This window comes from Ruegeria sp. THAF33 (genome assembly GCF_009363615.1).
Lineage (GTDB): Bacteria > Pseudomonadota > Alphaproteobacteria > Rhodobacterales > Rhodobacteraceae > Ruegeria.
The window spans coordinates 995,803-1,019,212 of record NZ_CP045384.1 but is presented as its reverse complement, the minus strand read 5'-3'; the positions used below and the strand labels follow the sequence as shown (position 1 = coordinate 1,019,212).

21 protein-coding genes and 2 tRNA genes are annotated in these 23,410 nt (G+C 58.2%); 12 read left to right on the top strand and 11 right to left on the bottom strand.

What is annotated here, in order from left to right; genetic code table 11:
* Positions 1–35: 35 nt before the first annotated feature.
* From recJ to FIU92_RS05115, 4 genes are all read left to right on the top strand, one after another.
* Positions 36–1,778 carry a single-stranded-DNA-specific exonuclease RecJ gene (gene recJ / locus FIU92_RS05130; RefSeq protein WP_152457533.1) on the top strand — a complete coding sequence of 581 codons (1,743 nt, stop codon included), beginning with the start codon at positions 36–38 and terminating at the stop codon, positions 1,776–1,778.
* Between the two features lie 98 nt (positions 1,779–1,876).
* Positions 1,877–1,951, top strand: a tRNA-Glu gene (locus FIU92_RS05125).
* Between the two features lie 71 nt (positions 1,952–2,022).
* Positions 2,023–2,097: transfer RNA gene (locus FIU92_RS05120), tRNA-Glu, on the top strand.
* Positions 2,098–2,240: 143 nt separating this feature from the next.
* Positions 2,241–2,933 carry a trypsin-like peptidase domain-containing protein gene (locus FIU92_RS05115; protein ID WP_152457532.1) on the top strand — a complete coding sequence of 231 codons (693 nt, stop codon included), beginning with the start codon at positions 2,241–2,243 and terminating at the stop codon, positions 2,931–2,933.
* A gap of 251 nt (positions 2,934–3,184) precedes the next feature.
* On the opposite strand, the gene FIU92_RS05110 is transcribed toward FIU92_RS05115, so the two are convergent.
* The 7 genes from FIU92_RS05110 to FIU92_RS05080 are packed head-to-tail and all read right to left on the bottom strand — an operon-like array spanning position 3,185 to position 10,571.
* Positions 3,185–5,026: a V-type ATP synthase subunit A gene (locus tag FIU92_RS05110; protein ID WP_152457531.1), complete on the bottom strand. Its 1,842-nt coding sequence runs from the start codon at positions 5,024–5,026 to the stop codon at positions 3,185–3,187.
* A complete protein-coding gene (locus FIU92_RS05105) occupies positions 5,023–5,715 on the bottom strand; it encodes a hypothetical protein (protein WP_152457530.1) in 693 nt (230 codons plus the stop codon). The genes FIU92_RS05110 and FIU92_RS05105 overlap by 4 nt, the downstream gene beginning before the upstream one ends.
* Before the next feature lies 1 nt (position 5,716).
* The gene (locus tag FIU92_RS05100; RefSeq protein ID WP_152457529.1) at positions 5,717–6,394 is read right to left on the bottom strand and encodes a hypothetical protein; all 678 of its coding nucleotides are present in this window, start codon (positions 6,392–6,394) and stop codon (positions 5,717–5,719) included.
* Complete coding sequence (locus FIU92_RS05095; protein ID WP_152457528.1) at positions 6,394–6,837, bottom strand: ATP synthase subunit C; 444 nt, start codon at positions 6,835–6,837, stop codon at positions 6,394–6,396. The genes FIU92_RS05100 and FIU92_RS05095 overlap by 1 nt, the downstream gene beginning before the upstream one ends.
* The gene (locus FIU92_RS05090; RefSeq protein WP_152457527.1) at positions 6,834–8,630 is read right to left on the bottom strand and encodes a V-type ATP synthase subunit I; all 1,797 of its coding nucleotides are present in this window, start codon (positions 8,628–8,630) and stop codon (positions 6,834–6,836) included. The genes FIU92_RS05095 and FIU92_RS05090 overlap by 4 nt, the downstream gene beginning before the upstream one ends.
* Positions 8,627–9,232, bottom strand: a complete 606-nt coding sequence (locus tag FIU92_RS05085; RefSeq protein WP_152457526.1) for a V-type ATP synthase subunit D — start codon at positions 9,230–9,232, stop codon at positions 8,627–8,629. The genes FIU92_RS05090 and FIU92_RS05085 overlap by 4 nt, the downstream gene beginning before the upstream one ends.
* Positions 9,210–10,571 (bottom strand): V-type ATP synthase subunit B, encoded by a 1,362-nt coding sequence (locus FIU92_RS05080; RefSeq protein ID WP_152457525.1) that lies wholly within the window; start codon positions 10,569–10,571, stop codon positions 9,210–9,212. Before FIU92_RS05080 ends, FIU92_RS05085 begins: the two co-directional genes overlap by 23 nt.
* Before the next feature lie 243 nt (positions 10,572–10,814).
* Between FIU92_RS05080 and FIU92_RS05075 the strand changes: the two genes are divergently transcribed.
* The 8 genes from FIU92_RS05075 (at position 10,815) to FIU92_RS05040 (ending at position 18,373) form a co-directional block, all read left to right on the top strand.
* Positions 10,815–12,554, top strand: a complete 1,740-nt coding sequence (locus tag FIU92_RS05075) for an ABC transporter substrate-binding protein (protein WP_152457524.1) — start codon at positions 10,815–10,817, stop codon at positions 12,552–12,554.
* 82 nt (positions 12,555–12,636) lie between these two features.
* Positions 12,637–13,686 (top strand): ABC transporter ATP-binding protein, encoded by a 1,050-nt coding sequence (locus FIU92_RS05070; protein ID WP_152457523.1) that lies wholly within the window; start codon positions 12,637–12,639, stop codon positions 13,684–13,686.
* Between the two features lies 1 nt (position 13,687).
* A complete protein-coding gene (locus tag FIU92_RS05065; protein ID WP_152457522.1) occupies positions 13,688–14,764 on the top strand; it encodes an ABC transporter ATP-binding protein in 1,077 nt (358 codons plus the stop codon).
* A complete protein-coding gene (locus tag FIU92_RS05060; protein WP_152457521.1) occupies positions 14,761–15,624 on the top strand; it encodes a carbohydrate ABC transporter permease in 864 nt (287 codons plus the stop codon). Before FIU92_RS05065 ends, FIU92_RS05060 begins: the two co-directional genes overlap by 4 nt.
* Complete coding sequence (locus FIU92_RS05055; protein WP_152457520.1) at positions 15,621–16,418, top strand: carbohydrate ABC transporter permease; 798 nt, start codon at positions 15,621–15,623, stop codon at positions 16,416–16,418. Before FIU92_RS05060 ends, FIU92_RS05055 begins: the two co-directional genes overlap by 4 nt.
* A gap of 8 nt (positions 16,419–16,426) precedes the next feature.
* Positions 16,427–16,828 carry a DUF2160 domain-containing protein gene (locus tag FIU92_RS05050; RefSeq protein ID WP_152457519.1) on the top strand — a complete coding sequence of 134 codons (402 nt, stop codon included), beginning with the start codon at positions 16,427–16,429 and terminating at the stop codon, positions 16,826–16,828.
* A gap of 65 nt (positions 16,829–16,893) precedes the next feature.
* Positions 16,894–17,289, top strand: a complete 396-nt coding sequence (locus tag FIU92_RS05045) for a BlaI/MecI/CopY family transcriptional regulator (protein WP_152459841.1) — start codon at positions 16,894–16,896, stop codon at positions 17,287–17,289.
* Positions 17,276–18,373 carry a M56 family metallopeptidase gene (locus tag FIU92_RS05040; RefSeq protein ID WP_152457518.1) on the top strand — a complete coding sequence of 366 codons (1,098 nt, stop codon included), beginning with the start codon at positions 17,276–17,278 and terminating at the stop codon, positions 18,371–18,373. Before FIU92_RS05045 ends, FIU92_RS05040 begins: the two co-directional genes overlap by 14 nt.
* A gap of 10 nt (positions 18,374–18,383) precedes the next feature.
* On the opposite strand, the gene FIU92_RS05035 is transcribed toward FIU92_RS05040, so the two are convergent.
* The 4 genes from FIU92_RS05035 to FIU92_RS05020 all read right to left on the bottom strand — a co-directional run bounded on the left by FIU92_RS05035 (position 18,384) and on the right by FIU92_RS05020 (position 23,351).
* Complete coding sequence (locus tag FIU92_RS05035) at positions 18,384–19,739, bottom strand: MATE family efflux transporter (RefSeq protein WP_152459840.1); 1,356 nt, start codon at positions 19,737–19,739, stop codon at positions 18,384–18,386.
* Positions 19,740–19,937: 198 nt separating this feature from the next.
* A complete protein-coding gene (gene xylA / locus FIU92_RS05030) occupies positions 19,938–21,245 on the bottom strand; it encodes a xylose isomerase (protein ID WP_152457517.1) in 1,308 nt (435 codons plus the stop codon).
* Between the two features lie 10 nt (positions 21,246–21,255).
* Positions 21,256–22,053, bottom strand: coding sequence for an ATP-binding cassette domain-containing protein (locus FIU92_RS05025; RefSeq protein ID WP_152459839.1), 798 nt, complete (start codon positions 22,051–22,053; stop codon positions 21,256–21,258).
* The gene (locus FIU92_RS05020) at positions 22,053–23,351 is read right to left on the bottom strand and encodes a sugar ABC transporter permease (RefSeq protein ID WP_152457516.1); all 1,299 of its coding nucleotides are present in this window, start codon (positions 23,349–23,351) and stop codon (positions 22,053–22,055) included. Before FIU92_RS05020 ends, FIU92_RS05025 begins: the two co-directional genes overlap by 1 nt.
* Between the last annotated feature and the right edge of the window lie 59 nt (positions 23,352–23,410).

Below are 23,410 nucleotides of genomic sequence, written 5' to 3'. Positions count from 1 at the left end.
GAAAGGATCCGGCCTTGGTTCACAAGGGGCAGACAATGAGTTTTCTTGGCGTAGAACAATCACTGACCGGGCGGCGCTGGGTTGGCCCGGAAGCCGAGCTGGAGCGGGCTGCCGAGATGATGACTCAACAGACCGACCTGCCGCGTGCGGTATGTCAGGTTCTGGCCCGTCGTGGCGTGCTGGTCATGGAGGCGCGCGGCTTTCTGGACCCCAAGCTCAAGGAGCTGCTGCCAGATCCCCGTGACATGAAAGACATGGAAACGGCGGCGGCGCGTTTTCTGGACGCCGTACGCCATCGCCAGAAAATCGCGGTGTTCGCGGATTACGATGTTGACGGCGGCTGCTCTGCCGCGCTGGTGCTGGTTTGGCTTCGACAGATGGGGTTGCAGGCGACGCTTTATGTGCCGGATCGGATTGATGAGGGATATGGTCCGAATGTTCCGGCAATGCGGGAACTGGCAACCAGCCACGACCTGATCATTTGCGTCGATTGCGGCACGCTCAGCCATGAACCGATTGCCGCGGCCACGGGGGCGGACGTTATTGTTCTGGATCACCACCTCGGCGGCGAAACCCTGCCGGATTGCGTTGCAGTCGTGAATCCCAACCGGCAGGATGAAAGCGGTGATCTGGGCTATTTCTGCGCGGCGGGTGTCGTGTTTCTGATGCTGGTCGAAGCAGGGCGCCAGCTCCGCGCGGCAGGCGCAAAGGGACCTGACCTGATATCGATGCTGGACCTGGTGGCCCTGGCAACCGTGGCTGACGTTGCGCCTTTGATCGGCGCCAATCGCGCCCTGGTTCGACAAGGCCTTAAAGTGATGGCCCAAAGGCAGCGCCCCGGACTTGTCGCGCTGTCCGATGTCTCGCGCATGGATACGGCGCCCAACAGCTATCACCTGGGTTTTCTGCTTGGCCCCCGCGTGAACGCAGGTGGTCGCATCGGGCAGGCCGATCTGGGCGCCCGCCTGCTGAGCACGGATTCCCTGCACGAGGCACAGGCCCTGTCCGAACGTCTGGACGCGCTGAACACAGAACGCCGGGACATTGAAAACGCCGTGCGCGCCGCCGCGATGGAGCAGGCCGAGGGTCGCGGGCTCGACGCGCCGCTGGTCTGGGCCGCCGGTGAAGGCTGGCATCCGGGTGTGGTGGGCATCGTGGCGTCTCGTTTGAAGGAAACCGCCAACCGTCCGGCCATCGTGATCGGCTTTGACGGTGATGAGGGCAAAGGCTCGGGGCGTTCGGTCTCGGGCGTGGATCTGGGGGCGTCGATCCAGCGGCTCGCGGCGGAAGGGTTGCTGGTCAAGGGTGGCGGTCACAAGATGGCCGCTGGACTTACCGTCAAGCGCGACAAACTGGAACCTGCGATGGAACGCCTCAGCGAGTTGCTGGCAAAACAAGGTGCAGGTCAGGGCGGCCCTGCGGATATGAAGCTGGAAGGCGCCCTTATGCCGGCTGCCGCGACAGTGGATCTTGTCGAACAGATCGAACAGGCCGGACCGTTTGGCGCCGGAGCCCCTGCCCCGCGATACGCGCTTCCGGATCTTCAGGTGCGTTTTGCCAAACGTGTCGGGGAAACGCACCTGAAGTTGTCATTGTCCGATGGCATGGGTGGTGGGCTGGATGCGATTGCCTTTGGTGCCTTTGACGGTCCGATGGGCGAGAGACTGTCAAATCATGGTGGCGCGCGCTTTCATTTTGCAGGCCGGCTTGAGGTGAACACCTGGGGCGGGCGACAATCCGTGCAGCTCAGGCTCGAGGACGCGGCAGAGGCAAATTGACGTCTCGCTCGGACGGCGTAAAAAACTTTCTCATCCATGCGTTTTTCGGCTTGCGGGGGTCACGGCGAAACCGTAAAAGGCCCTCCACAAGCCAGCGTGGCCCGTTCGTCTATCGGTTAGGACGCCAGGTTTTCAACCTGGAAAGAGGGGTTCGATTCCCCTACGGGCTACCAGCTTGTATTTTCGCCTATGTTTCAATGGGTTAGCTGTGGCTAACCTAGGGATTTCGTAGGTTAGCCAGCGTGGCCCGTTCGTCTATCGGTTAGGACGCCAGGTTTTCAACCTGGAAAGAGGGGTTCGATTCCCCTACGGGCTACCATTTTATTGTTTAAAGTCAACACTTTAACTCAAGTCGCCAGTCAGCAGGGCTTTTCACGTCTTTGCAGATGATCTTTTAGTATTGTCAAGAAATGCTATGTTCGGTTTCCTTTAAGAAAATGAGGAAAGCCCGAATGGAATGGAATGAATGAAGTGCTGCCACCCGACGCCGTTTTCCCACTTGTCACGCGTGTCGACAACAAACTCCAATTTCTAGGAACCGGATTTGCCGTAGACTTAGATGGCGGCACGTATTGCGCAACGGCTGAGCACGTTATCCGTGGAGTAGACGAAGTCCTCTTGGTTGATTTGTGGGGACCTAAACTTCACCCACTTGATATTGATTCATTGCTTTTTCCCGTAACTCCGATAGTCCAAGAAACGTACTCAGACCTAGCACTGTTAGATATCTCTTCCTTCAAACCTAGGCTCGTGTTCAGAACCGATCCTCAGTTCGACACCAGCGACCCCATCTTGTTGACCTATGAGTATTCCAGATCGCAAACAGGTGGTGATATTCCCAAGTTCCTAGGAAGCCTTCGTTCTGGAAACTGTGTCTGTTTTCTTCGCGAGCAATTGGAAGCCCCTCGCCGTCTAGAACTGTCTTTTCCTGCGCTAAAGGGTTCTAGCGGCGCACCAGTGTTCAAGAAGGAGTTGGGAAAATCCGGTCAAACTGATCTCGTCGCCGTTGGGGTAATAACTGGCAACGCACAATACGAACTGGAACCAATTCAAACCTACGAATATCGCGGTCCCGACGGTGAGGAGGAGAGGACACACTATTACCTGCCCGCTGGCATTGCTACGCACATCGACCATCTGCATAGATTGATTTAAGTATCGCGCTTTTTGAGAAACCAAACAAATTGACTGATGTTTCCCAACTTTGGAAACAATATTTCTAGATTGGAAGTAGCTATGACCTCAACCTTTTTTCTATGCCTTGGCTCTTTATATTGAAATAAGGTTAGCCATCGCACTGATTTTTACTAAGTGCAGACTGGTACAGTAAGGACAAAGTTAGCCAACATAAGATATTGTTTTTATTAATATTTCATATGCCCCCTACGGGCTATCATTTCACCTGATCACACTCCGAACTTTTCTCGGCACAGGTTTTCGATCTTTTGCCAGGTGGATTTGTATTCGGGTGTGTTTTCTGCCGCGTAGTGAAAGTTTTTCATCAGCCCGGTCAGCCGCGTGAACACCTGCCTCACTTCGGCTTTGTCCGAGAAGACCGCTTTGGATTGCGTCACATCGTACACAAGCTTGAACGTCTTTATCTGCCGTTCAAGCGGCACCGTCGCATCGACTGGGTCAAATGCGTCCTGCTGCAAGTAGACCATATCGACGAACAAGGCTTTCTGTTGGGTTACAAAGTCGTCAATTGTAACGCCCTCTTCCCCAGTGACCTGCATCATCTGATCGACCTGTTCGCCTTTTTCGATCAGGGCCAACAGGGTGCGCACTTTGGCTGTCCACCCCGGCTCGGCGTTCCTGTCATACCAGTCGGACAATTGGTCGGTATACCGAGACCAGCTGAGCATCGGATCGACCGCTGGATAAAACCGCTTGTAGGCGCGTTCGGATGACAACCCGAGGAAACACTTGACCGTCGACAAGGTTGACTGGGTTACTGGCTCGTCAAAATTGCCACCAGCAGGCGAAACCGTTCCGATCAGCGTCAGGCTGCCAAGATCGCCGTCATTCGTTTTCAGCGCCCCGGCGCGTTCGTACAAACCCTTGATCGAGCTTTCCAGATAGGCCGGGAACCCCTCTTCGCCCGGAATTTCCTCGAGCTTGCCAGAGGTCTCGCGCATGGCTTGCGCCCACCGGCTGGTGCTGTCGGCGATCAACAAGACATCATTGCCCATCTGGCGGTAGTATTCCCCCAACGTGATCCCGGTGAAGATCGACGCCTCGCGCGCGGCAACCGGCATGGATGACGTGTTGCAGATGATGATCGTCCGATCCATCAGGCTGCCACCGGTGGTTGGATCGGTCATCTTCGGAAATTCCTCGATGGTCTCGACCACCTCACCTGCACGTTCGCCGCAGGCCACGACGATCACGATATCAACCTTCGCATTCCGTGCGATCAGGTTTTGCAGCACGGTCTTGCCCGCCCCGAACGGCCCGGGAATACAGGCGGTGCCGCCGCGTGCAATCGGAAAGAACGTGTCGATCAGCCGTTGCGACGTCAGAACCGGTTCCGTGGGATACAACCGCTCGGACAGTGCGCGCTTCAGGATGTTTTCCGGCAATGGTCTCCGAACAGGCCATTTCTGCGAAAGAGTCAGCGTATGCTCGCCACCGTCTTCATCTTCCAGGCGGGCCACGATGTCATGGATCGTGGCCGCGCCTTTTTGCACCCAGACCACCTTGTACGCGCCGGTCCAGTTGAACGGCAGCATGATCTTGTGGCTGAAATGGCCTTCGGGCACCGTTCCGATACTGTCCCCGGCAGTGACCGTGTCGCCCACCTTCACGGACGGCGTAAAGGACCATTTCGCGTTTTCATCCAAGGGAGCGACATCTGCGCCGCGCGGCAGGAAGGTACCAAATGCTGCCGCCACCTTGGGCAAAGGCGACTGCAACCCGTCAAACACCTGCCCCAGCAGCCCCGGACCCAGCTCGACCGACAAGAGCTGACCTGATTGCTCCACCGGGTCGTCGACCGCCACCCCATCAGTGCTTTCATAGACCTGAACGTCCGCCATATCCCCACGTACGCGCAGCACTTCGCCCTTGAGCCTTTCCTGCCGCCCACCGGGGCCGGAACGCGAAGGCAATATGTAAACCACTTCGTTTTTGACCAGTTGACCGGGGCGACCGGTCGCGTCCGGATTGGCCTGTATCCGCACAAGCCCTTCCTGAACCAGGACGACGCGAGCGGTCGATGAATGTTTGGCTGAGATTGGGGCTGTCATGCGCTTGCTCCCTCAAAATCGACATCAGCGAAGTCGGCCATGGCCTGTTGTGCCAGTTTCTCAAATCTCTTGGCGGCTTCCGCAGCGCTGCTTTGCGCCCAGCGGTCGAAGATGTTCCAGATCAGAACGTAGATGGCGACCGCCTCGAAATCGAACATGTGACGAGCCGCGTGCCGCTTGAGCTGCATGTGGCTTATCGACAAAAGCAGACGTTCCAGACCCAGCGGATCTTCGTTTTCCAGCAATTGGGTTGCCTCTTTGATCCAGGGCATGAGTCGTTCCAACCGAAAACCGGGATCACCCCAATTGGCTGGGATGTGGCGGCTCCATCGTCCGACTCCGAATGGGCCTGAAGGCGCCGGTTCTCCGCGTTTTCTCAGGCGCAGCGCCGCAACAGCCGAGCGCAGTTCCATGCGTTCCATGAAGAGTTTGCGCAAGGTGGGCTGAGGGATGTCCACCATCGCTTGCTTGCAGCGCTGGATCGCCTGAGCGTCGGTGACATCCATGTCGTAGGCACTCCAGCTCAACGCGTGCTCGAGGATCTTCAGAACTTTGCTGTCCTCCGGTGTCAAAGCCGTCAATCGACGGTCCAGCCTGATACGTGACAGGGGCGGCTGCCTGGCAACGAACAACCGTTCCGAACCCGGAAGGCTGCACATCAACGCGATATAGGCGTCCTGCTTTGACATCTCAGCGGATGACCCCTTCCAGAACGGCACGGAACCGGGGCTGCAAATGCTCCATCAACAGCGACGCCACCGCCTTATCCGTCAGGTCCAGAACAACACCCTGATCTTCTGCGCGAACGCGGATGCCTTCCTGCACGTCATCGGCTGCGTGCAACTCGACATTCTCGCGCAGCATCTTCGCAGTCAGCCCAAGAACATATTTTGTCAGCTTGCCGGATTGAATGTCATCGGCGTTTTGCTTGATGTCTTCCTGCGTGGCGACCCGGGCAGGAAGAACGACGGAAACCCTGCCATTCAAATTTGCACCTTCCCCGGCCCGGCCTACCACCTCGAGGATCATCTGCCTCAGAAGCTCGGGATCGGACATCTCTTTGGTTACAAGGCGTTCGACATCTGCCTTGAAGCGATCCGTCAGACCCGCCTTCATGGTCAGCACGGCATCCCGCATCGCGGTGTTCAATGCTTCTTCGCCGGCAGCCCTGTAATTGTCTGTCTCCGTGCGGGCTTTCTTTTTCAACTCCTCGGCTTCGCGCTTTGCCTCTGCCACGATGCGCGCGGCTTCGGCTTTTGCTTCCGCGCGCAATTTTTCGGCTTCGGCCTGACCAGCGGCAACCCCATCGTTGCGCAATTTGTCGATCAGCGCGTCAACCCCATGCGCAATCGTTCTGTCTTGTGCCATCAGCTGATCCCCGCACTGATGACCAACGCAAACACGAAGGCAAAAACACCAAACCCTTCGATGATTGCGGCAGGGGCCAGAGCAAGGCCAAAAATCTCGGGCTTTTCCTTGGTCGCATTGATCGCAGCCGCACAGGCCCGACCCTGCCAGATGCCGCAATACATCAGTGCGATACCCGACAGGATGCCGATCCCGAACAGACCGCCCGCGTTTTCAGGTGTCACGTCGCGGTTCAGGGTAAACATGATGACGATCCCGTAGATGACCATCGTTGAGGGAAACGCGGATACACCCACGAAACGGCCATAGCCGCCCTCGGTTTCCGTCATGGCCCCGATACTGGCCATACCGGCGATCGAACACCCTATGGCGCTGGCCGCAGCCCCTAACGCCATTGGCGCATAAATACCCAGCCAACCCAGTGTAAGAACAAGCTCATTCATTCCTGAACCTCCTTGCGGGCAAATGGACGAAAGATGATGCCTTCATCCGGCAGACCCCATTTAAAGAATTCGATGTAATTGAGACGCAAACCGTGCACGACGCCGCTCATCATCGCGAGCGCGAAGTTCAAAACATGACCTATGATCAATATCAGCAGCCCAAACAGAATGCCCGGCCCCCTAAGGGCCTGCATGACCGACACCGCCAGATCATTGAACGTGATCGCCAGCGAGGCCGAAGCAAGGCCCAACGCAAAAAGGCGCATATAGCTGAGAACATCCCCAAACGCGCCCATCGCCCCAGCAAGGCTTTGAAACCCTTCGAGCAAACGCCAGATCCAGTCCATCGGCCGCTGGATGATCCGCTCGCTGGAAAACAGGACAATCGCCACGATGCCGGCGGTCAGGATAGCAGCGCCCGGCACCGGCGACTTGCCGTTCATGTAGCCGAGCCAAAGGACAAACCCGCCGATCAGGGCCGCAATCCAGCCCAGATTGGCAACCGCCTTGCGTTGCCCCCACGCCGCGCGCGCCGCAAGTGCGTTGGCCAGGACAAGGTGTATGACGCCAACGACGATCGAGACCATCATCATCGCGCCGAAATCGTTCAAATCCAGCACCTTGAGCCTTGTCCAAATTGAACCCGCAGCCGGTGATACCCCAAAATAGCTGCCCACCATGACCCCGTAAAATATCGTAACAGCCGAGATGATCAGGCCGAACAGACGCCAGGACCTTTGACCAGCGGTGCGGTCCATCCGTCTCCAAAAGGCCAGCACCGCCAGCAGGATGACAGCACCGTAACCGGCATCCGCCACGATCATGGCAAAGAAGATCGCAAAGGACGCCGAGACGATGACGCTGGGGTCCCAGTTCTGATATCCGGGCACCTGATAGAACAGCGCCAGATCGACAGCGGCCCTGCGGTTTTCAGGCTGCTTTAGCAAGGTCGGAGGCGCGTCGCCCGAACCCGGATCTTCAATCAGGACGGCTGAACCCTTGGCGTTTGCCATGGCAAGAACAGCATCCACCTGATCCACGGGAACCCACCCCTGCAAAGCAAACACTGCCTCTTCGTCGCGCACTTTCTGCGTTGCATGGGCAAGCTCGGCGGCACTTTCGGCGACGGACAGGTTCCGGCGCATCAATGTCAGATAGCGCGTCAGCGCCACGCGTTCGGCTTCCAACGCCTCGAGGGCGATCTCGGCCTCTTCCAACTGGGCCTCAAGCTCGTGTACCGGCAGCGAACCGACATGGGTTCGCGGAACAGGAAGAACATCATCATCGGGTTCGTCAGGTGAAATCAGAACAGCATACAGGTACCGGTGGTCTTCCTCCAATATCGCCCAAGGAAGCTTGACCTTGGACAGGGCATCCCGGTGCTTCAGCGGCAGCTGATAGAACCACAGCCTGTTGCCAGCCAGCGCATCGGTCGGCGGAAAATCCAAATCCCCCCAGGGTCGCACCTGGGCGATGCGATGCGCCAGAAAGTCACGCCGGTCCATCGTATCCCGAACGCGCTGCATGAGGTCGGTCACCTCGCGCACGAAACGATCCATGTCGAAATCAGGCGCACGCTGGACCTGGCGGCGCGGGTCAGGCACTTCTGCAAGGAAACGCAATGCCTTATACGCCTCTCTTGCACCGCGCTCACTGATCTTTTCCGGCTCTTTCGGTGTGGGAACAAGCGGCAAAACATGCATGCAGCCAAGGGCCTGAAGCGCCTCAAGCGTTTCCGCCTTTCGGGCAGCAGGCCCGATCAGAGACATCTTTTTCAGACGCGCAACGCTCATGTCAAAGCCTCCTGCGCGTGTTTGCGTTTCGATATCTTCGACCGCACGACGGCCTGCATCTGTTCGTCGCTCAGGTAGATGCGGATTTTCTTGATATTGGCCTTGGCGCGCGGGATCAGAACCTTTTCGAACAAGTTGACCCGCTGGGTGATGGTGGCCACCGCCTTGTCGAAGATGCGAACGCGTTCTTCGGCAATCTTCACCCGCACCCGCGCTTCGATGACGTCGTGCAGCAAAAGCGCAGCGGCATCGACCCAATGGGGCTTGGCCAAAACGGAATACGGGCGCACCGCCACTTCGATCCGATCAAGGTCAGGCAGTTTGACCCCTACCACATTGACCTCTTTGACCTTGTAGTCCTTGAGCTTGACCAGCCCATCCAGAGCGACACCCTGCTGGGCCAGCATCGGCAGCTTTTCACCAACCTGCTGCACCAGCGCCTGCACCATTTGCTCAAGGCGGTCGACCTCTTCCCGGGCCCGGGCCCGTTCAGCCATCAACTGTTGTCGCTTCAGGTCCAGCGACGGCAGGAACCGCTCATAGCTTTTCAGCTGTGTCTGCTCGCGCGCAAGCGACGATTTATTCAGCTGCAACCGCGCCATTGGCATCCTTCGGGAAATACTTGTCGATCAATGCCTGCTTCATCAGCAACTGTTCCGGCGCAAAACACTCTGCCAGCGTCTTCCAACCCAGATCCAGCGCCTCTTCCAGCGGGATCGAAACATTGATGTCCATGAACCGCGACCGGAACAGGCCGCCGAATTTCAGCAATTGGTGATCATAGTCTGACAGGTCGAAGGCCATCGCCTGTTTTTGCGCGGCATCGCGGCTTTCAGAATAGAAACGAATCATAGTGTTCATGATCTGCCCATGATCTTCGCGGGTGGTCTTGCCGATCACGTTCTGCTTGAGGCGCGACAGGCTGCCGAACGGATCGATCACGCCGGAATGCAGATAGAACTGCCCTTCGGTGATATAGCCGGTGTTGTCAGGCACCGGGTGGGTCACGTCGTTTCCGGGCATGGTCGTGACGGTCAGAACCGTGACCGACCCGCCTTTGGCATAGTCACAGGCTTTTTCGTATCGGCGCGCAAGCTGCGAATACAGGTCCCCCATATAGCCGCGCTGAGATGGCACCCTCTCCTGACTGATGCCGACCTCTTTCATTGCGTCAGCATAGGCGGTCATGTCAGTCAGCAGGACCAGCACGCGTTTGCCCTCTTCCACAGCGAACTTCTCGGCCACTGCCAATGCCATGTCCGGCACCAGCAGACGTTCGACCAAAGGATCCATCGCCTGATTGACGAACATGACGGTGCGCGAAAACACACCCGCATCTTCGAACGAGGTGCGAAACGTGTGGTAGTCGTCAAAAATCAGCCCCAGCCCGCCAAAGATCACGATATCCGCGTCGGCCTGAATACCGATTCGGCTGAGGAACGCGTTGAATGGCTCGCCTGAAACCGAGAAGATCGGAATTTTCTGGCTCTCGACCAATGTGTTGAACACGTCGATCATCGGCACATCCGTGCGGATCATTCTGTTTGGAACCGCGCGTTCCGCCGGATTGACGGTCGGTCCGCCAATATCGATGTGCGGTTCCGCAGACAGGTCGGGGCCTCCATCAATGGCCACACCGGCGCCATCAAACACGCGGCCCAGAATGTTGGCCGAATAAGGTGTCTGCATCGGGTGCCCGAGAAAAGTTGCCGTTGCTTCGGTCGATATGCCCTTGGTGCCGGAAAACACCTGCAACGTGACGACATCCCGGTCGATGAAGATCGTCTGGGCCAGTGTTTTTCGGCCATCCACCGTCTCGATCATAGCGAGGTCGTTGAACCGGACAGCCGGCTCTCCTTTGTTCTGGATCGGAACCCGGACCTTGATTGTGTCCCCGACGATTTCCAGAACACGCGTGTACTTCAACAGACTTCGGGACATTGCCTATCCTCACTGTTCCAAGTCGTTTTTCGTAATTCGCGCCGCACGTCTCAGCGGTAATTTTTGCAATGACAATCCTAGCTTACAACGAATTCACAAATTGGCAAACGAGTTCAGCGCCACCTCTTCCGGGATGCCTGAACGTCAATTACTAAATTTTTAGTTTGACACATACGCAAGAAATCGCTGATGCTGTCCGTCATCCGGTTTCCGCCGGAGAACCATAATTTTGGGAGGAGACAGATGCGGAGACATCTACTTTCCGCAGTGGCGGCGGCTGCCGTCATTGCGGGGCACGGTCCTGCTTGGGCCGACGAAGCCGCAGCACAACGTTGGATCGACGACGAATTCCAGCCATCGACCTTGTCGAAAGACGAACAGATGGCCGAGATGCAGTGGTTCATCGAAGCTGCACAGCCTTACGCAGGTATGGAAATCAACGTCCTGTCCGAAGGTATCCCGACACATTCCTACGAATCCGAGGTGCTGACCAAGGCGTTCGAGGAAATCACCGGTATCAAGGTCAACCACCAGATTCTGGGTGAAGGTGAAGTGGTTCAGGCCGTTCAAACCCAAATGCAAACGGGTCGGAACCTGTATGACGGCTATGTCAACGACAGTGACCTGATCGGCACCCATTCGCGTTTGCAGCTGGCCTATCCGCTGACGGACATGATGGGCGGTGACTGGGCCGCGACGACTTCGCCGACGCTGGATCTGGATGACTTCATGGGCATTCAGTTCACCACCGGACCGGACGGCAAGCTGTATCAGCTGCCCGATCAGCAGTTTGCGAACCTTTACTGGTTCCGCAAGGACTGGTTCGATGATGAGGCGAACAAAGCCGCGTTCAAAGAAAAGTACGGCTATGATCTGGGCGTTCCGGTCAACTGGTCCGCGTATGAAGATATCGCCGAGTTCTTCACCAATGATGTGAAAGAAGTCGATGGTACCACGATCTACGGCCACATGGATTACGGCAAGCGCGCGCCCGACCTCGGATGGCGCATGACCGATGCCTGGCTGTCGATGGCCGGTGCCGGCGACAAGGGCGAACCGAACGGTGTGCCTGTCGACGAATGGGGCATCCGCATGGAAGCGGGCACCTGTAACCCTGTTGGCGCTTCGGTGTCGCGCGGTGGTGCTGCAAACGGTCCGGCCGCGGTCTATGCGATCCGGAAATGGGACGAATGGCTGCGGGCCTATGCGCCTCCGGGTGCCGCGTCTTATGACTTCTACCAATCACTGCCGGCACTTAGCCAGGGCAACGTGGCCCAGCAGATCTTCTGGTACACGGCCTTCACCGCCGACATGGTCAAGCCGAAGTCCGAAGGCAACAACACCGTGGATGACGAAGGCACGCCGCTGTGGCGGATGGCGCCCAGCCCGCACGGCCCCTATTGGGAAGAAGGCCAGAAGGTTGGCTACCAAGACGTGGGGTCCTGGACGTTCCTCAAATCGACCCCCTCGGATCGTGCCCAGGCAGCCTGGCTTTATGCCCAGTTCGTGACCTCCAAAACTGTCGACGTGAAGAAGTCCCATGTGGGTCTGACCTTCATCCGCGACAGCTCGGTCAACCACGAGTCGTTCACCGAACGCGCACCCAAGCTGGGTGGTCTGGTCGAGTTCTACCGCTCGCCTGACCGCGTGGCATGGTCGCCGACTGGCATCAACGTGCCGGATTATCCGAAGCTGGCCCAGATCTGGTGGCAGCAGATCGGTGACGTGAACTCGGGCGCCTTCACCCCGCAAGAGGCGATGGATCGTCTGGCAGAAGAGATGGACATCACTATGGCCCGGATGCAGGCCGCGGATGAAAGCGCCGGTGTCTACGGCGGCTGTGGTCCGCGCCTGAACGAGCCGCAAGACCCATCTTTCTGGCTGGAAAAGCCGGGCTCACCCAAGGCCAAGCTTGAGAACGAAAAGCCGCAGGGCCAGACCGTCAACTATGACGAACTGGTTCAGCGCTGGCAGTCAAAGTAAGCCGTTGAAACCCGGGGGTGCCGCGTCAGGCACCCCCACCTCAAGACCAGTGCATTGCACTGAAGGACCGGAACCCACGGACATGATCGAACTTCAAGACGCGACCAAAAGGGTCGGCAACGTCATCCATATCAAGCCCACAAACCTGACCCTTCAAACAGGCCACTTCAACGTGCTGCTGGGCGCGACGGGCTCGGGCAAGACCTCTCTGATCAAGATGATGGCTGGTCTGGACCCGATCGCCTCGGGCAAGGTCCTGATGGATGGGCAGGACGTCACACGGCTGAATACGCAAAAGCGAAAAATCAGCCTCGTGCACCAGTTCTTCGTGAACTACCCACATATGACCGTATTCGACAACATCGCCTCGCCCCTGCGTGTGGCAGGCATGGCGCAATCCGAGATCGAAGGCCGCGTGGAAGAGGCCGCCGACCTGCTGCAACTGCGCCCGATGCTGCACCGCCGCCCGCACGAACTGTCGGGGGGGCAACAACAACGTACCGCGCTGGCGCGTGCCATTGCCAAAGAAAGCCGCGCCGTGTTCCTTGACGAACCGCTGGCCAACCTCGACTACAAACTGCGTGAAGAACTGCGCGAGCAGCTGCCCGACCTGTTCGCAGGTCGCGGGGCCGTGGTGGTCTATGCCACGTCCGAGCCCGAAGAGGCGCTGCTGCTGGGCGGCTACACCGCCCTGATGGAAGATGGCCGCGTGACCCAGTTCGGGCCAACCGCTGACATCTATCGCAACCCCGAGAACATCGCCGCCGCGCGGGTCTTTTCGGACCCGCCGATCAATGTCGCACGCATCACCGTTTCCGCTGCGCAGGCGCAACTGGCCGGTGGAGGTGGCTGGGCCGTTACCGACATGGCCGACGGAGATTACATGGTCGCGGTGCGGCCGCATCGCGTGACGCCGTTCCGGACGTCTGACGCGGACGTGGAACTGACCGGCCGCGTGATCGTGACCGAGCTTTCGGGTTCGGATTCCAGCGCGCATTTTCGGCATGGCGAGGACGCCTGGGTGTCGCTGGCCGCCGGAGTCCATCCCTATCAGGTGGGCGAGGACCACACATTCTTCATGAACCCGGCCCATTGCCGGTATTTCGGCCAAGACGGCAAAAGGGTGGCCTGACATGGCACAGATCAAACTTTCGAACCTCCGCCACAGCTACATGCCGTCGCCAAAAGGCCCCGAGGATTATGCGTTGAAGGAAATCGACGTGACCTGGCGTGATGGCGGGGCCTATGCCTTGCTGGGGCCGTCAGGCTGCGGCAAGTCCACGCTGCTCAACATCATCTCGGGCCTGCTGACCCCGTCCGAAGGGCAGATCCTGTTCGACGACCGTGACGTGACCGCCCTGCCCCCCGATCAGCGCAACATCGCACAGGTGTTTCAGTTTCCGGTGATCTACGACACGATGACCGTGGGCGAGAACTTGGCCTTTCCGCTGAAGAACCGCGGCGTCGATCCGGCGACGATCAAGCGCCGCGTCGATGCGATCGCCGAGATGCTGGATGTCACCGACATGCTGAACACCCGTGCCAGCGGCCTCAGCCCGGACAACAAGCAGAAAATCTCGATGGGTCGCGGCCTGGTCCGCGACGACGTAAACGCGGTGATGTTCGATGAACCTCTGACCGTGATTGACCCGCATCTGAAATGGAAGCTGCGGTCCAAGCTGAAAGAACTGCACCAGCGCGTCAAGGCGACGATGATCTATGTCACCCACGACCAGACCGAGGCCCTGACCTTCGCGGACGAGGTCGTGGTGATGCAAGAGGGCGAAGTGGTGCAGATCGGCACCCCGGTCGAATTGTTCGAGCGCCCGCAGCACACGTTCGTGGGCCATTTCATCGGCTCGCCCGGTATGAACGTGCTGCCCTGCAAGGCGCGCGGCGACCGCGCCCTGTTCGAAGGGCACGAAGTCATGCTGGAAGGTCCCATTCACGGTGATGGCGGCCGTACCGATCTGGGTATTCGCCCGGAATATGTCGGCTTCGGCGAGACCGGCATCCCGGCGCATGTGACCAAGGTTTCCGACATCGGTCGCCACTTTGTGGTCAGCGCGATGGTCGGCAATACCGCCCTCAAGGCCGTGACCGAACACAGCGTGCCCGAACCCGGATCACAGGTTTTCCTGCAATTCAAACCCGAACAATCCCGCGTCTACCGCGACGGGTGGATCGCAACCGAGGAGCGGGCCCAATGAGAACAGAAAATCAAAAAGCGTGGTTCTTTGTCCTGCCCGTGCTGGCACTGGTCGCGTTCAACGCGCTGGTGCCGATGATGACGGTGGTCAACTATTCGGTGCAGGAAACCTTTGGCAACAACCAGTTTTTCTGGGAAGGCCTGGGTTGGTTCGAACAGATCCTGCGGTCGGACCGGTTTCAGGCCGCACTTGGACGACAGTTCCTGTTTACTTTCCTGATCCTGATCATCGAAGTGCCTCTTGGCATCATCGTGGCCCTGTCGATGCCGCGCAAAGGTTTCTGGGTGCCTGTCTGCCTGGTGCTGATGGCCCTGCCGATGCTGATCCCGTGGAACGTCGTTGGGTCCATGTGGAACATCTTCACCCTGCCCAAAATCGGTCTGTTGGGATATTTCCTGAATGACGTTCTGGGCATCAACTATGACATGACGCAACAGCCGCTTTCGGCCTGGATCACCGTCATCGTTATGGATGTCTGGCACTGGACGTCGCTGGTCGTGTTGCTGTGCTATGCAGGCCTCGTGTCGATCCCGGACGCCTACTATCAGGCGGCCAAGATCGACGGCGCAAGCCCATGGTCGGTGTTCCGCTACATCCAGCTACCCAAGATGAAGACGGTTCTGACGATCGCGGTCCTGCTGCGGTTCATGGACAGTTTCAACATCTATACCGAGCCGTTCGTGCTGACCGGCGGTGGGCCCGGCAACTCGACCACCCTGCTGTCGATCGACCTTGTGAAAATCGCGCTGGGGCAGTTCGACCTTGGCCCTGCGGCTGCGATGAGCCTGATCTATTTCGCCATCACGCTGCTGGTTTCGTGGCTCTTCTACACCCTCATGACAAAGGATGACGCGCAATGAAGAAGCGGTCTCTCATCCCGATCCTCTATATCGCGTTCCTGATGCTGCCGATCTATTGGCTGGTGGCGATGTCCTTCAAGACAACGAACGAGATCCTGTCGGGTTTTTCCCTGTTCCCCCAGACTTTTACGCTGGAGAATTACATCACCATCTTCACGGACCCGACGTGGTATTGGGGCTATATCAACTCGATCACCTATGTGACGTTGAACACGGTGCTGTCGGTCAGCGTCGCCTTGCCCGCTGCCTATGCGTTCTCTCGCTATCGGTTTTTGGGCGACAAGCAGCTGTTCTTCTGGCTGCTGACCAACCGGATGGCCCCGGCAGCGGTCTTCGCCTTGCCGTTCTTTCAGCTGTATTCTTCGATCGGCCTGTTCGACACGCATCTGGCTGTGGCACTGGCGCATACATTGTTCAACGTGCCGCTGGCAGTTTGGATTTTGGAAGGCTTCATGCGCGGCATTCCAAAAGAGCTGGATGAAACCGCCTATGTCGACGGCTATTCCTTCCCGCGTTTCTTCGTGACGATCTTCCTGCCCAATATCAAAGCGGGCGTGGGCGTGGCGGCCTTCTTCTGCTTCATGTTCTCGTGGGTGGAAATGCTGCTGGCCAAGACCCTGACCGCGGTCGAGGCCAAACCCATCGCCGCCGTGATGACCCGCACCGCATCCAGCGCGGGCTATGAATTGGGCCTGCTGGCCGCCGCCGGCACCCTGACCATCATCCCCGGCGCCATCGTCATCTGGTTTGTCCGCAACTACATCGCGCGTGGTTTCGCGATGGGACGTGTGTGAGGTTTGATATGCGTAAACTTCTTCTCATCCTTCTTTTCCTTCCTTCTACGACCTTTGCCCAGCAGGCCGGATGGGGCAGTGTCGGCCAGCAAGAGGAAAAAGGCTTTTCCTGGACTGCGCCACTGTGGCCCGATTTCTGGATGGCCTGGACCCCGGCGACACTTGCCGTATTTGTCGGCATCTTTTCGGCCATCGCACTGATTGGCGTTCTTGAGGGCTTCAAGTATCGCGATGGCATAGAACGGCGCGGTGTACTGGGGCTGACAACCACATTGGGCGATCGGCTTTTCATCACCCTTCTGGGGTCCGCCTATATCTTCCTCGCATGGCTGGGCATTGTCGGGCAGCCGGTATGGACACCTCTTTTCCTGTCTATCGGCTGGGGCGTTTTTGTGTTCTGGAAAGTTTAGACTTTGAGAAATCGCGAAAGGATGCTTGTCTGGCAGGCATACTAAACATGACAACACCGAGATCGATGCGAAAGAAAAAGACAACAAATCTGCTGACCGAGGTTGAACTGGAGTTCATGAACGAGCTCTGGGCCCTCGGGCAAGGCTCGGTGCGAGATGTCCTGGACCGCCTGCCTTCGGAACGCAATCTGGCCTATACATCCGGTGCCACGATCCTGCGTATTCTGGACGAGAAAGGTTTTGTGGAAAGCCGCAAGACAGGAAAGACCCTGATCTATAAGCCGCTTCTGGAAAAGGACAGATATCAGGCCCGTTCTCTGCAAAACCTGTCCCGCACTCTATTTGACGACACACCCGCCACACTGGTGGCCCGGCTTGTCGATGATGCGGGGCTGAGCGAAGCCGACCTGGAGGAAATTCGAGCACTGGTAGAAAGGAGACTGCAAAATGACAGCGGTTAGACCGGTTCTCGACACATTTATCGAACTCAACATCGTGCTGGCCTTGTCAGCCGTCATCTGGCTGGCGGCCCGCGCAGCCCTGACCCGAACAGCCCTGCGCCACAGCTATGTCGCGCAGTTGCGTGCGCTCAAGGCGCTGTGCGTGTGCGTTCTGATCAGCCCGTTTCTTGCGTTTGGCGTGTCATCACTCGCCTCTTATGCATGGCCGGGCAGCGCCATGGCGCTTGGCGACATCGCCGTTGCCGCCTATCTGCGCGGCGATATCGCCATGCCCGCCACCCAGTTCGAGGCCTTGCTGAACACCCGTGAACGGTGGGTGGATCTTGCGTTGTCGGGGCAACAGCCGGTGATCACTGCCCTTGTGACGCTGCTTGTTTTGGTCGCCGCCGTGTTTGCGGCCCGTGCTCTGCGGGACGCGGCGATGATCCGTCAGACAGTCAAATCCAGCTTTCTTTGGCGGCAGTCGGCCAAGGTTGACATCCGTCTTTCGGATCGCATCACCGTTCCGTTCGCCGTGCGCGGATTGCGCCGTCGCCATGTCGTTCTGCCAAGCCACCTGCTGGATACCCCGCACGAACTGCGCTTTGCGTTGGCGCACGAGCTTCAGCATGTTCGCGCGGGTGACGTGGAATGGGAACTGGGCTTTGAAATGCTGCGCCCGCTGTTGTTCTGGAACCCAGCCTATTTGATGCTCAAATATCAGTTCGGCCGCTTGCGTGAACTGGCATGTGACCAGTCCGTGGTGGCCCGCAAACGGATCGACGCGCGCGAATACACGGCTTGCCTGCTGGATTATTGCGCGCGTACGATCTCGGCAAACAATCCTCGTGTTCTGAATGTTGCGTTTGTGACGGGCGGCAAGGCCAAGCGCGTGCTGCGTCAGCGCGTGCTTGCATTGACCGATGCACAACCGGCGGTGCCTACCCTGCCCGCTCTGTTCCTGGGGATGGCATTGACCTTCGCCACCCTTCTTGCATTGGGGTCTGCGTCGATCCAGCAAACGCAGGATTGGAGCCATGACCGCCTGATGCTGTCAACCGTGGTCAATCTGGAACGGCTGGAAGCGCGCAATCAGGGGAACTGATCCGACCTGATCACCAGCCGCGACGCCCGAACAGCGAATGAAGCCGACCTTGATCTGAAAAAGGCTCGAGCGCTTGCGAGCGCTCCAACCGCGCCACGACCCGCGCGACCATAACCCAGCCTATGACTGCAAAGATGACGCCTCCAAACGCCTGCCCCAGCAGAACGCCGGATGCGCCGGCGATCTGTGAACCAATCGTCGCGAAAACCCAAGTGCCGATAGTGTGACGACCCCAGTTTATCCATGTGGAATAGACCGGATGCCCCAGATTGTTGAAGCTGGCATTTGTCACGAAGATCACGCCATTGAAGAACGAAGCCAAAGCCAACGGGCCGCAGAACAGATAGATCAGACTGCGGGTTTCGCCTTCGGCAGCAAACAGATCCGCAATCGGTGCGCGCAGCAAAAACAAAATGGCCGACATGCAAACGACATAAATGGCGGTGAACTTGATCCCTGCCAGAAAGGCAGCACGCACGCGATCGAACTTTTCGGCACCAAAATTCTGTCCGATGATTGGCCCTATCGCGCCGGACAGAGCGAAGATAACCGAAAACGCCACCGGCAAAAGGCGCCCGATCACCGCCATGCCCGCAACCGCGTCCGTTCCATATTGCGCGATTTCCCGCACAACGATTGCATTGCCGATCGGCGTGGCGACATTTGTCAGAACCGCTGGAATTGCAATCGCCCGCACGGGGCGCAAATCCTTTGCAACCTGCTTCAGTGAAGGGCGCGCAAATCCCCGATGCACCCGATGCGCTGGCCACAACGCCGCCCCCAGCATGCACAGCCGCGCCAGGACCGAGGCGATAGCGGCGCCATCCAGCCCCAGCCCGACCGCAAAGATCAGTATCGGGTCCAGAACTGCATTCACCACTCCGCCGTAGATCGTGGCCATCATTGACCTCCGCGCATCGCCATGAGCGCGCAGCACGGCCATCGCCGTCATCGCAATGGACATCACGAACATGGTCGGAAGGATGATCGACACATAACGCGTCGCCAGCCTCAGAACCTCTCCTTCCGCACCAAGCAAGGACAGCAGGTAGCTGAGGTTAAACAAGACCAGTCCCGAGGTCGTCAGCCCGGCAATCAGCCCAATAACGGCCACGCTGGACGCGTAGTGTCTTGCCTGTTCAGCCCGCCCGGCCCCGAGTTCGCGAGCAACCAGCGCCCCGGCGGAAATCGACAATCCGATATTAATCGCGTTGGTGAAAAACAGCAGCGTACCGGCATAGCCCACCGCCGCCGCAAGCGCATCGTTGCCCAACATCGAGATGAAGATCATATCGACAAAGTCGACGGCAAAAATGGCCATCAGGCCAATGCTGGTGGTCAATGACATGCGTGTCACATGCAGCATCAGACTGCCGCTCAGAAACACCGCTTTGCCTGCCGATTGATCCGCCAAAACCCTGTTCGCCCCACCTGTTCGGCCCCGACGGGCCTTTGATGCCGTTGCGCCCAGCAAGGGAAAGCCCCGGCCAACGCTGAAGCAAACTCACGCGTTTCCGGGGCATTGTACACAAGTTATTTTCAGGACCGGCTGAACCCACGGGGATCAGACAAAACGGCTCACGTAGTTCTCGAGGATTTCCTGGCGCCCCGAGCGCGGCGTTGGATTGAGATCCTCGGCCAGTACCCGCGCTGCAATCTCGTCAAGACCAGAGGTCAGCATTGCCTGCGCCTCGGGCGTATTCCAGCCCGCGTACCGATCAGCCAGCGCCTGTTCCAATCCGCCATCTTCGATCATCGCTGCCGCTGCTTTCAGGCCCCGGGCACAGATATCCATCCCGCCCACATGCGCGGCGATCAGATCTTCGGCATCAATCGACTGCCTGCGCAGCTTGGCATCGAAATTGGTGCCGCCGGTGGTAAACCCACCCGCCTTCAGGATGTGGTAATAGGCCAGCGCAACCTCGGGGGTGTTGTTGGGGAACTGATCCGTATCCCAACCCGATTGATAGTCGTTCCGGTTCATGTCGATGGAGCCCAGCATCCCCTCGGCCGCGGCTACGGCTATCTCATGTTCAAAACTGTGCCCCGCCAGGATCGCGTGACCCTGTTCGAGGTTCAGTTTGACCTCATTCTCAAGCCCATATTTGCGCAGGAAACCAATGCAGGTCGCGGCATCGAAATCATATTGGTGCTTTGATGGCTCCTGCGGTTTGGGTTCGACGAGGATCGCACCTTTGAACCCGATCTTGTGCTTGTACTCGACCACCATGTTCAGGAACCGGCCCATATGATCCAGCTCGGTTTTCATGTCGGTGTTGAGCAGCGTCTCGTACCCTTCGCGCCCACCCCAAAGCACATAGTTTTCGCCGCCCAGCTTGTGGGTGGCATCCATGCAGGATTTCACCGTGGCGGCAGCAAAGGCAAAGACGTCGGGATCGGGATTGGTGCTGGCACCGCCCATCCAGCGGCGATGGCTGAACATGTTGGCCGTACCCCACAACAGCTTGGTGCCGGATGCCTGCATCTTTTCACCGATATAGTCGGTGATCTCGTTCAACGTGCGCAGATTGTCGGCGAAGTTCCCCTGCTCTGGACGGATATCGGCATCATGCCAGCAGAAATAGGGCTGTCCCAGAATCTGGAACATCTCGAACGCGATATCGGCCTTCATCTTGGCGCGGCCCATGTCATCCTGTGGGTGCCAGGGGCGCTCGAAAGTGGGGCCGCCAAACGGATCTCCGCCCTCCCACGCGAAGGAATGCCACCACGCCACGGCAAAACGCAGGCGATCCTCCATGCGCTTGCCCAAGATGATCTCGTCCGGGTTGTAGTGACGGAATGCGAGCGGGTTCTTGCTGTCCTCGCCTTCAAATTGGACTTCTTCAATTCCCTGAAAAAAACCGCTCGTCATTTCGCTTACCTCATTCCGTCTTTTCGCCGGGCTTTTTGCCCAGAATGATCATCGACAACAGATCGTCATCTGTGACGTCTGCGATATCGACTGTTCCAACCAATTGCCCGTTCTTCATGACCGAGGCCCGGTCACACAGCTCCATCACCGCGTGAACATCATGGTCGATCAGGAAAATCCCGATCCCCTGCGCCTTGAGCTGTTGGATCAGGTCCGCCACCATCTGTGTTTCGTGCGGGCCAAGTGCGGCCGTGGGCTCGTCCATGATCAGGATACGCGCGTTGAAATACACCGCCCGTGCAATGGCCACCGATTGACGCTGACCGCCCGACAGGGCCGAGACCGGATCATTGAACTTCTGAAAGTTCGGGTTCAGCTGCGCCATGATCTTGCGGCATTCCGCCTCCATCGCGGCGTCGTTGACCAGACCAAAGGGCGTGACCATTTCGCGGCCCAGAAACAGGTTCGAACTTGCATCCAGGTTGTCCGCCAGCGCCAGCGTCTGATAGATCGTCTCGATATTGTTGGCGCGCGCGTCACGGGGGTTGTTGATGTCGACCTTCTTGCCGTCGATCAGGATTTCGCCATGGTCCATCTGATAGGCGCCCGAAAGAACCTTGATCAGGGTGGATTTGCCGGCCCCGTTGTGGCCCAGAAGGCCCACGACCTCGCCCGGGTAGAGATCAACCGACACATGGTCTACCGCCTTGATACCCCCGAAGGAAATCGAGATATCGCGCATTTCCACCAGCGGAGGCTGGCCCGATCCGCGACCCGAAGCCCGGTTCTGTGTTTCTTGTGCTTGCATCATTTCGCCCCCAGACGTTTGCGATAGACGATGTCGATATAGACGGCCAGAACCAGGACGGTGCCGACGACGATGTTCTGAAACGGCGCATCCACGCCAACCATGGCCATGCCGGATTGCAGCGCCTGCATGATCAACGCGCCAAGGATTGCGCCGTAGATCGTTCCGATGCCGCCGGACAGCGCGGTTCCACCAATCACGGCAGCGGCAATCACGCGAAGCTCATCCAGCGTCCCGATATCATTCGAGTGATTGGCCAGACGGGCCGAGGCCACAACCGCCGACAGTGCACAGAGAAACCCCATCAGGGCAAAGATCTTGACGGTCATCAAACGGGTGTTGATGCCAGACAATTCGGCTGCATCCGGGTTGCCGCCAGTGGCAAAGATGTAACGGCCAAAGCGGGTTTTGCGGGCCACGACGGTCAATGTCACCGCCACAATGATCAGGATCAGGACCGAGATCGGAATGCCGTAGCCGACAACCAACCCCTCGGGCATGGTCTCACCCCGCGCTTCGAACATACGTTCCAGACGGCGTGTCGGGATGGCATAGCTGTTGACGATCAAGACATAGCCCATGATGGCGATGCCAATGATCCCGGCCAGTGTTGTTTCAGCCCAAACCGGCTTAACAGGGAACCCGTGGGCTGCTTTGGACCGGCGACCGCTCCACAATGCCCAGATCGCGACGGCCGTGGCCGCAAGGCCGAACAGAAGACTGACCGTTGTTCCCAACGTTCCGTTGGTACCGCCGAACATCAGGAAGGTGCTGTCCAGCGGGCCGATCGTCTGGCCATCGGTCATGTACCAAGCAACATTGCGCCAGACCAGAAAACCACCAAGCGTCACGATAAAGGCTGGGATGGTCAGGTACCCCACCATCCAACCGTGGAACGCGCCGATCAATGTGCCCACCACAAGGCCAACCACCAACGTGATCGCCCAGGTCGCCGGGTGGTTCAATCCCATGCCCAGAACATTCGGCAACAGCTCGGTTTGCGTCATCGCCATAACGGCAGATGTGGTCGCCAGCAGCGCCCCAACCGACAGGTCAATGTGGCGCATGACGATGATGAACACCATGCCGCAGGCCATGATCGCAACCGAGACGGTCTGGATCGACAGGTTGAACAGGTTTCTGGGCGTCAGAAAGCGGCCATCCGTCACGATGTTGAAGCCAATGCACAGGATGATGAAGGCGCCGATCATGCCCAATAGCCGCATATCCAGTTCCAGTTGCTGAAACAGGTTGGCCTTTGCTTTTTGGGGTACCGGCTGAGACGAAGTTTCGGTCATATCCGATCTTTCATGTTCAGCTGTGATCTCTGGCCCACCCTTGCGGGCCAGAGATATTA

What these genes read in the sequence shown, in the direction of transcription:
- FIU92_RS05065 (WP_152457522.1), top strand. Translation starts at nt 13,688, where the DNA reads ATGGCACAGATCAAACTTTCGAACCTCCGCCACAGCTACATGCCGTCG.
- FIU92_RS05095 (WP_152457528.1), bottom strand. Translation starts at nt 6,837, where the DNA reads ATGAATGAGCTTGTTCTTACACTGGGTTGGCTGGGTATTTATGCGCCA.
- FIU92_RS05075 (WP_152457524.1), top strand. Translation starts at nt 10,815, where the DNA reads ATGCGGAGACATCTACTTTCCGCAGTGGCGGCGGCTGCCGTCATTGCG.
- FIU92_RS05040 (WP_152457518.1), top strand. Translation starts at nt 17,276, where the DNA reads ATGACAGCGGTTAGACCGGTTCTCGACACATTTATCGAACTCAACATC.
- FIU92_RS05060 (WP_152457521.1), top strand. Translation starts at nt 14,761, where the DNA reads ATGAGAACAGAAAATCAAAAAGCGTGGTTCTTTGTCCTGCCCGTGCTG.
- FIU92_RS05045 (WP_152459841.1), top strand. Translation starts at nt 16,894, where the DNA reads ATGCGAAAGAAAAAGACAACAAATCTGCTGACCGAGGTTGAACTGGAG.
- xylA (WP_152457517.1), bottom strand. Translation starts at nt 21,245, where the DNA reads ATGACGAGCGGTTTTTTTCAGGGAATTGAAGAAGTCCAATTTGAAGGC.
- FIU92_RS05070 (WP_152457523.1), top strand. Translation starts at nt 12,637, where the DNA reads ATGATCGAACTTCAAGACGCGACCAAAAGGGTCGGCAACGTCATCCAT.
- FIU92_RS05050 (WP_152457519.1), top strand. Translation starts at nt 16,427, where the DNA reads ATGCGTAAACTTCTTCTCATCCTTCTTTTCCTTCCTTCTACGACCTTT.
- FIU92_RS05105 (WP_152457530.1), bottom strand. Translation starts at nt 5,715, where the DNA reads ATGTCAAAGCAGGACGCCTATATCGCGTTGATGTGCAGCCTTCCGGGT.
- FIU92_RS05100 (WP_152457529.1), bottom strand. Translation starts at nt 6,394, where the DNA reads ATGGCACAAGACAGAACGATTGCGCATGGGGTTGACGCGCTGATCGAC.
- FIU92_RS05055 (WP_152457520.1), top strand. Translation starts at nt 15,621, where the DNA reads ATGAAGAAGCGGTCTCTCATCCCGATCCTCTATATCGCGTTCCTGATG.
- FIU92_RS05090 (WP_152457527.1), bottom strand. Translation starts at nt 8,630, where the DNA reads ATGAGCGTTGCGCGTCTGAAAAAGATGTCTCTGATCGGGCCTGCTGCC.
- FIU92_RS05080 (WP_152457525.1), bottom strand. Translation starts at nt 10,571, where the DNA reads ATGTCCCGAAGTCTGTTGAAGTACACGCGTGTTCTGGAAATCGTCGGG.
- FIU92_RS05110 (WP_152457531.1), bottom strand. Translation starts at nt 5,026, where the DNA reads ATGACAGCCCCAATCTCAGCCAAACATTCATCGACCGCTCGCGTCGTC.
- FIU92_RS05035 (WP_152459840.1), bottom strand. Translation starts at nt 19,739, where the DNA reads ATGCTGCATGTGACACGCATGTCATTGACCACCAGCATTGGCCTGATG.
- recJ (WP_152457533.1), top strand. Translation starts at nt 36, where the DNA reads ATGAGTTTTCTTGGCGTAGAACAATCACTGACCGGGCGGCGCTGGGTT.
- FIU92_RS05020 (WP_152457516.1), bottom strand. Translation starts at nt 23,351, where the DNA reads ATGACCGAAACTTCGTCTCAGCCGGTACCCCAAAAAGCAAAGGCCAAC.
- FIU92_RS05115 (WP_152457532.1), top strand. Translation starts at nt 2,241, where the DNA reads ATGAATGAAGTGCTGCCACCCGACGCCGTTTTCCCACTTGTCACGCGT.
- FIU92_RS05085 (WP_152457526.1), bottom strand. Translation starts at nt 9,232, where the DNA reads ATGGCGCGGTTGCAGCTGAATAAATCGTCGCTTGCGCGCGAGCAGACA.
- FIU92_RS05025 (WP_152459839.1), bottom strand. Translation starts at nt 22,053, where the DNA reads ATGCAAGCACAAGAAACACAGAACCGGGCTTCGGGTCGCGGATCGGGC.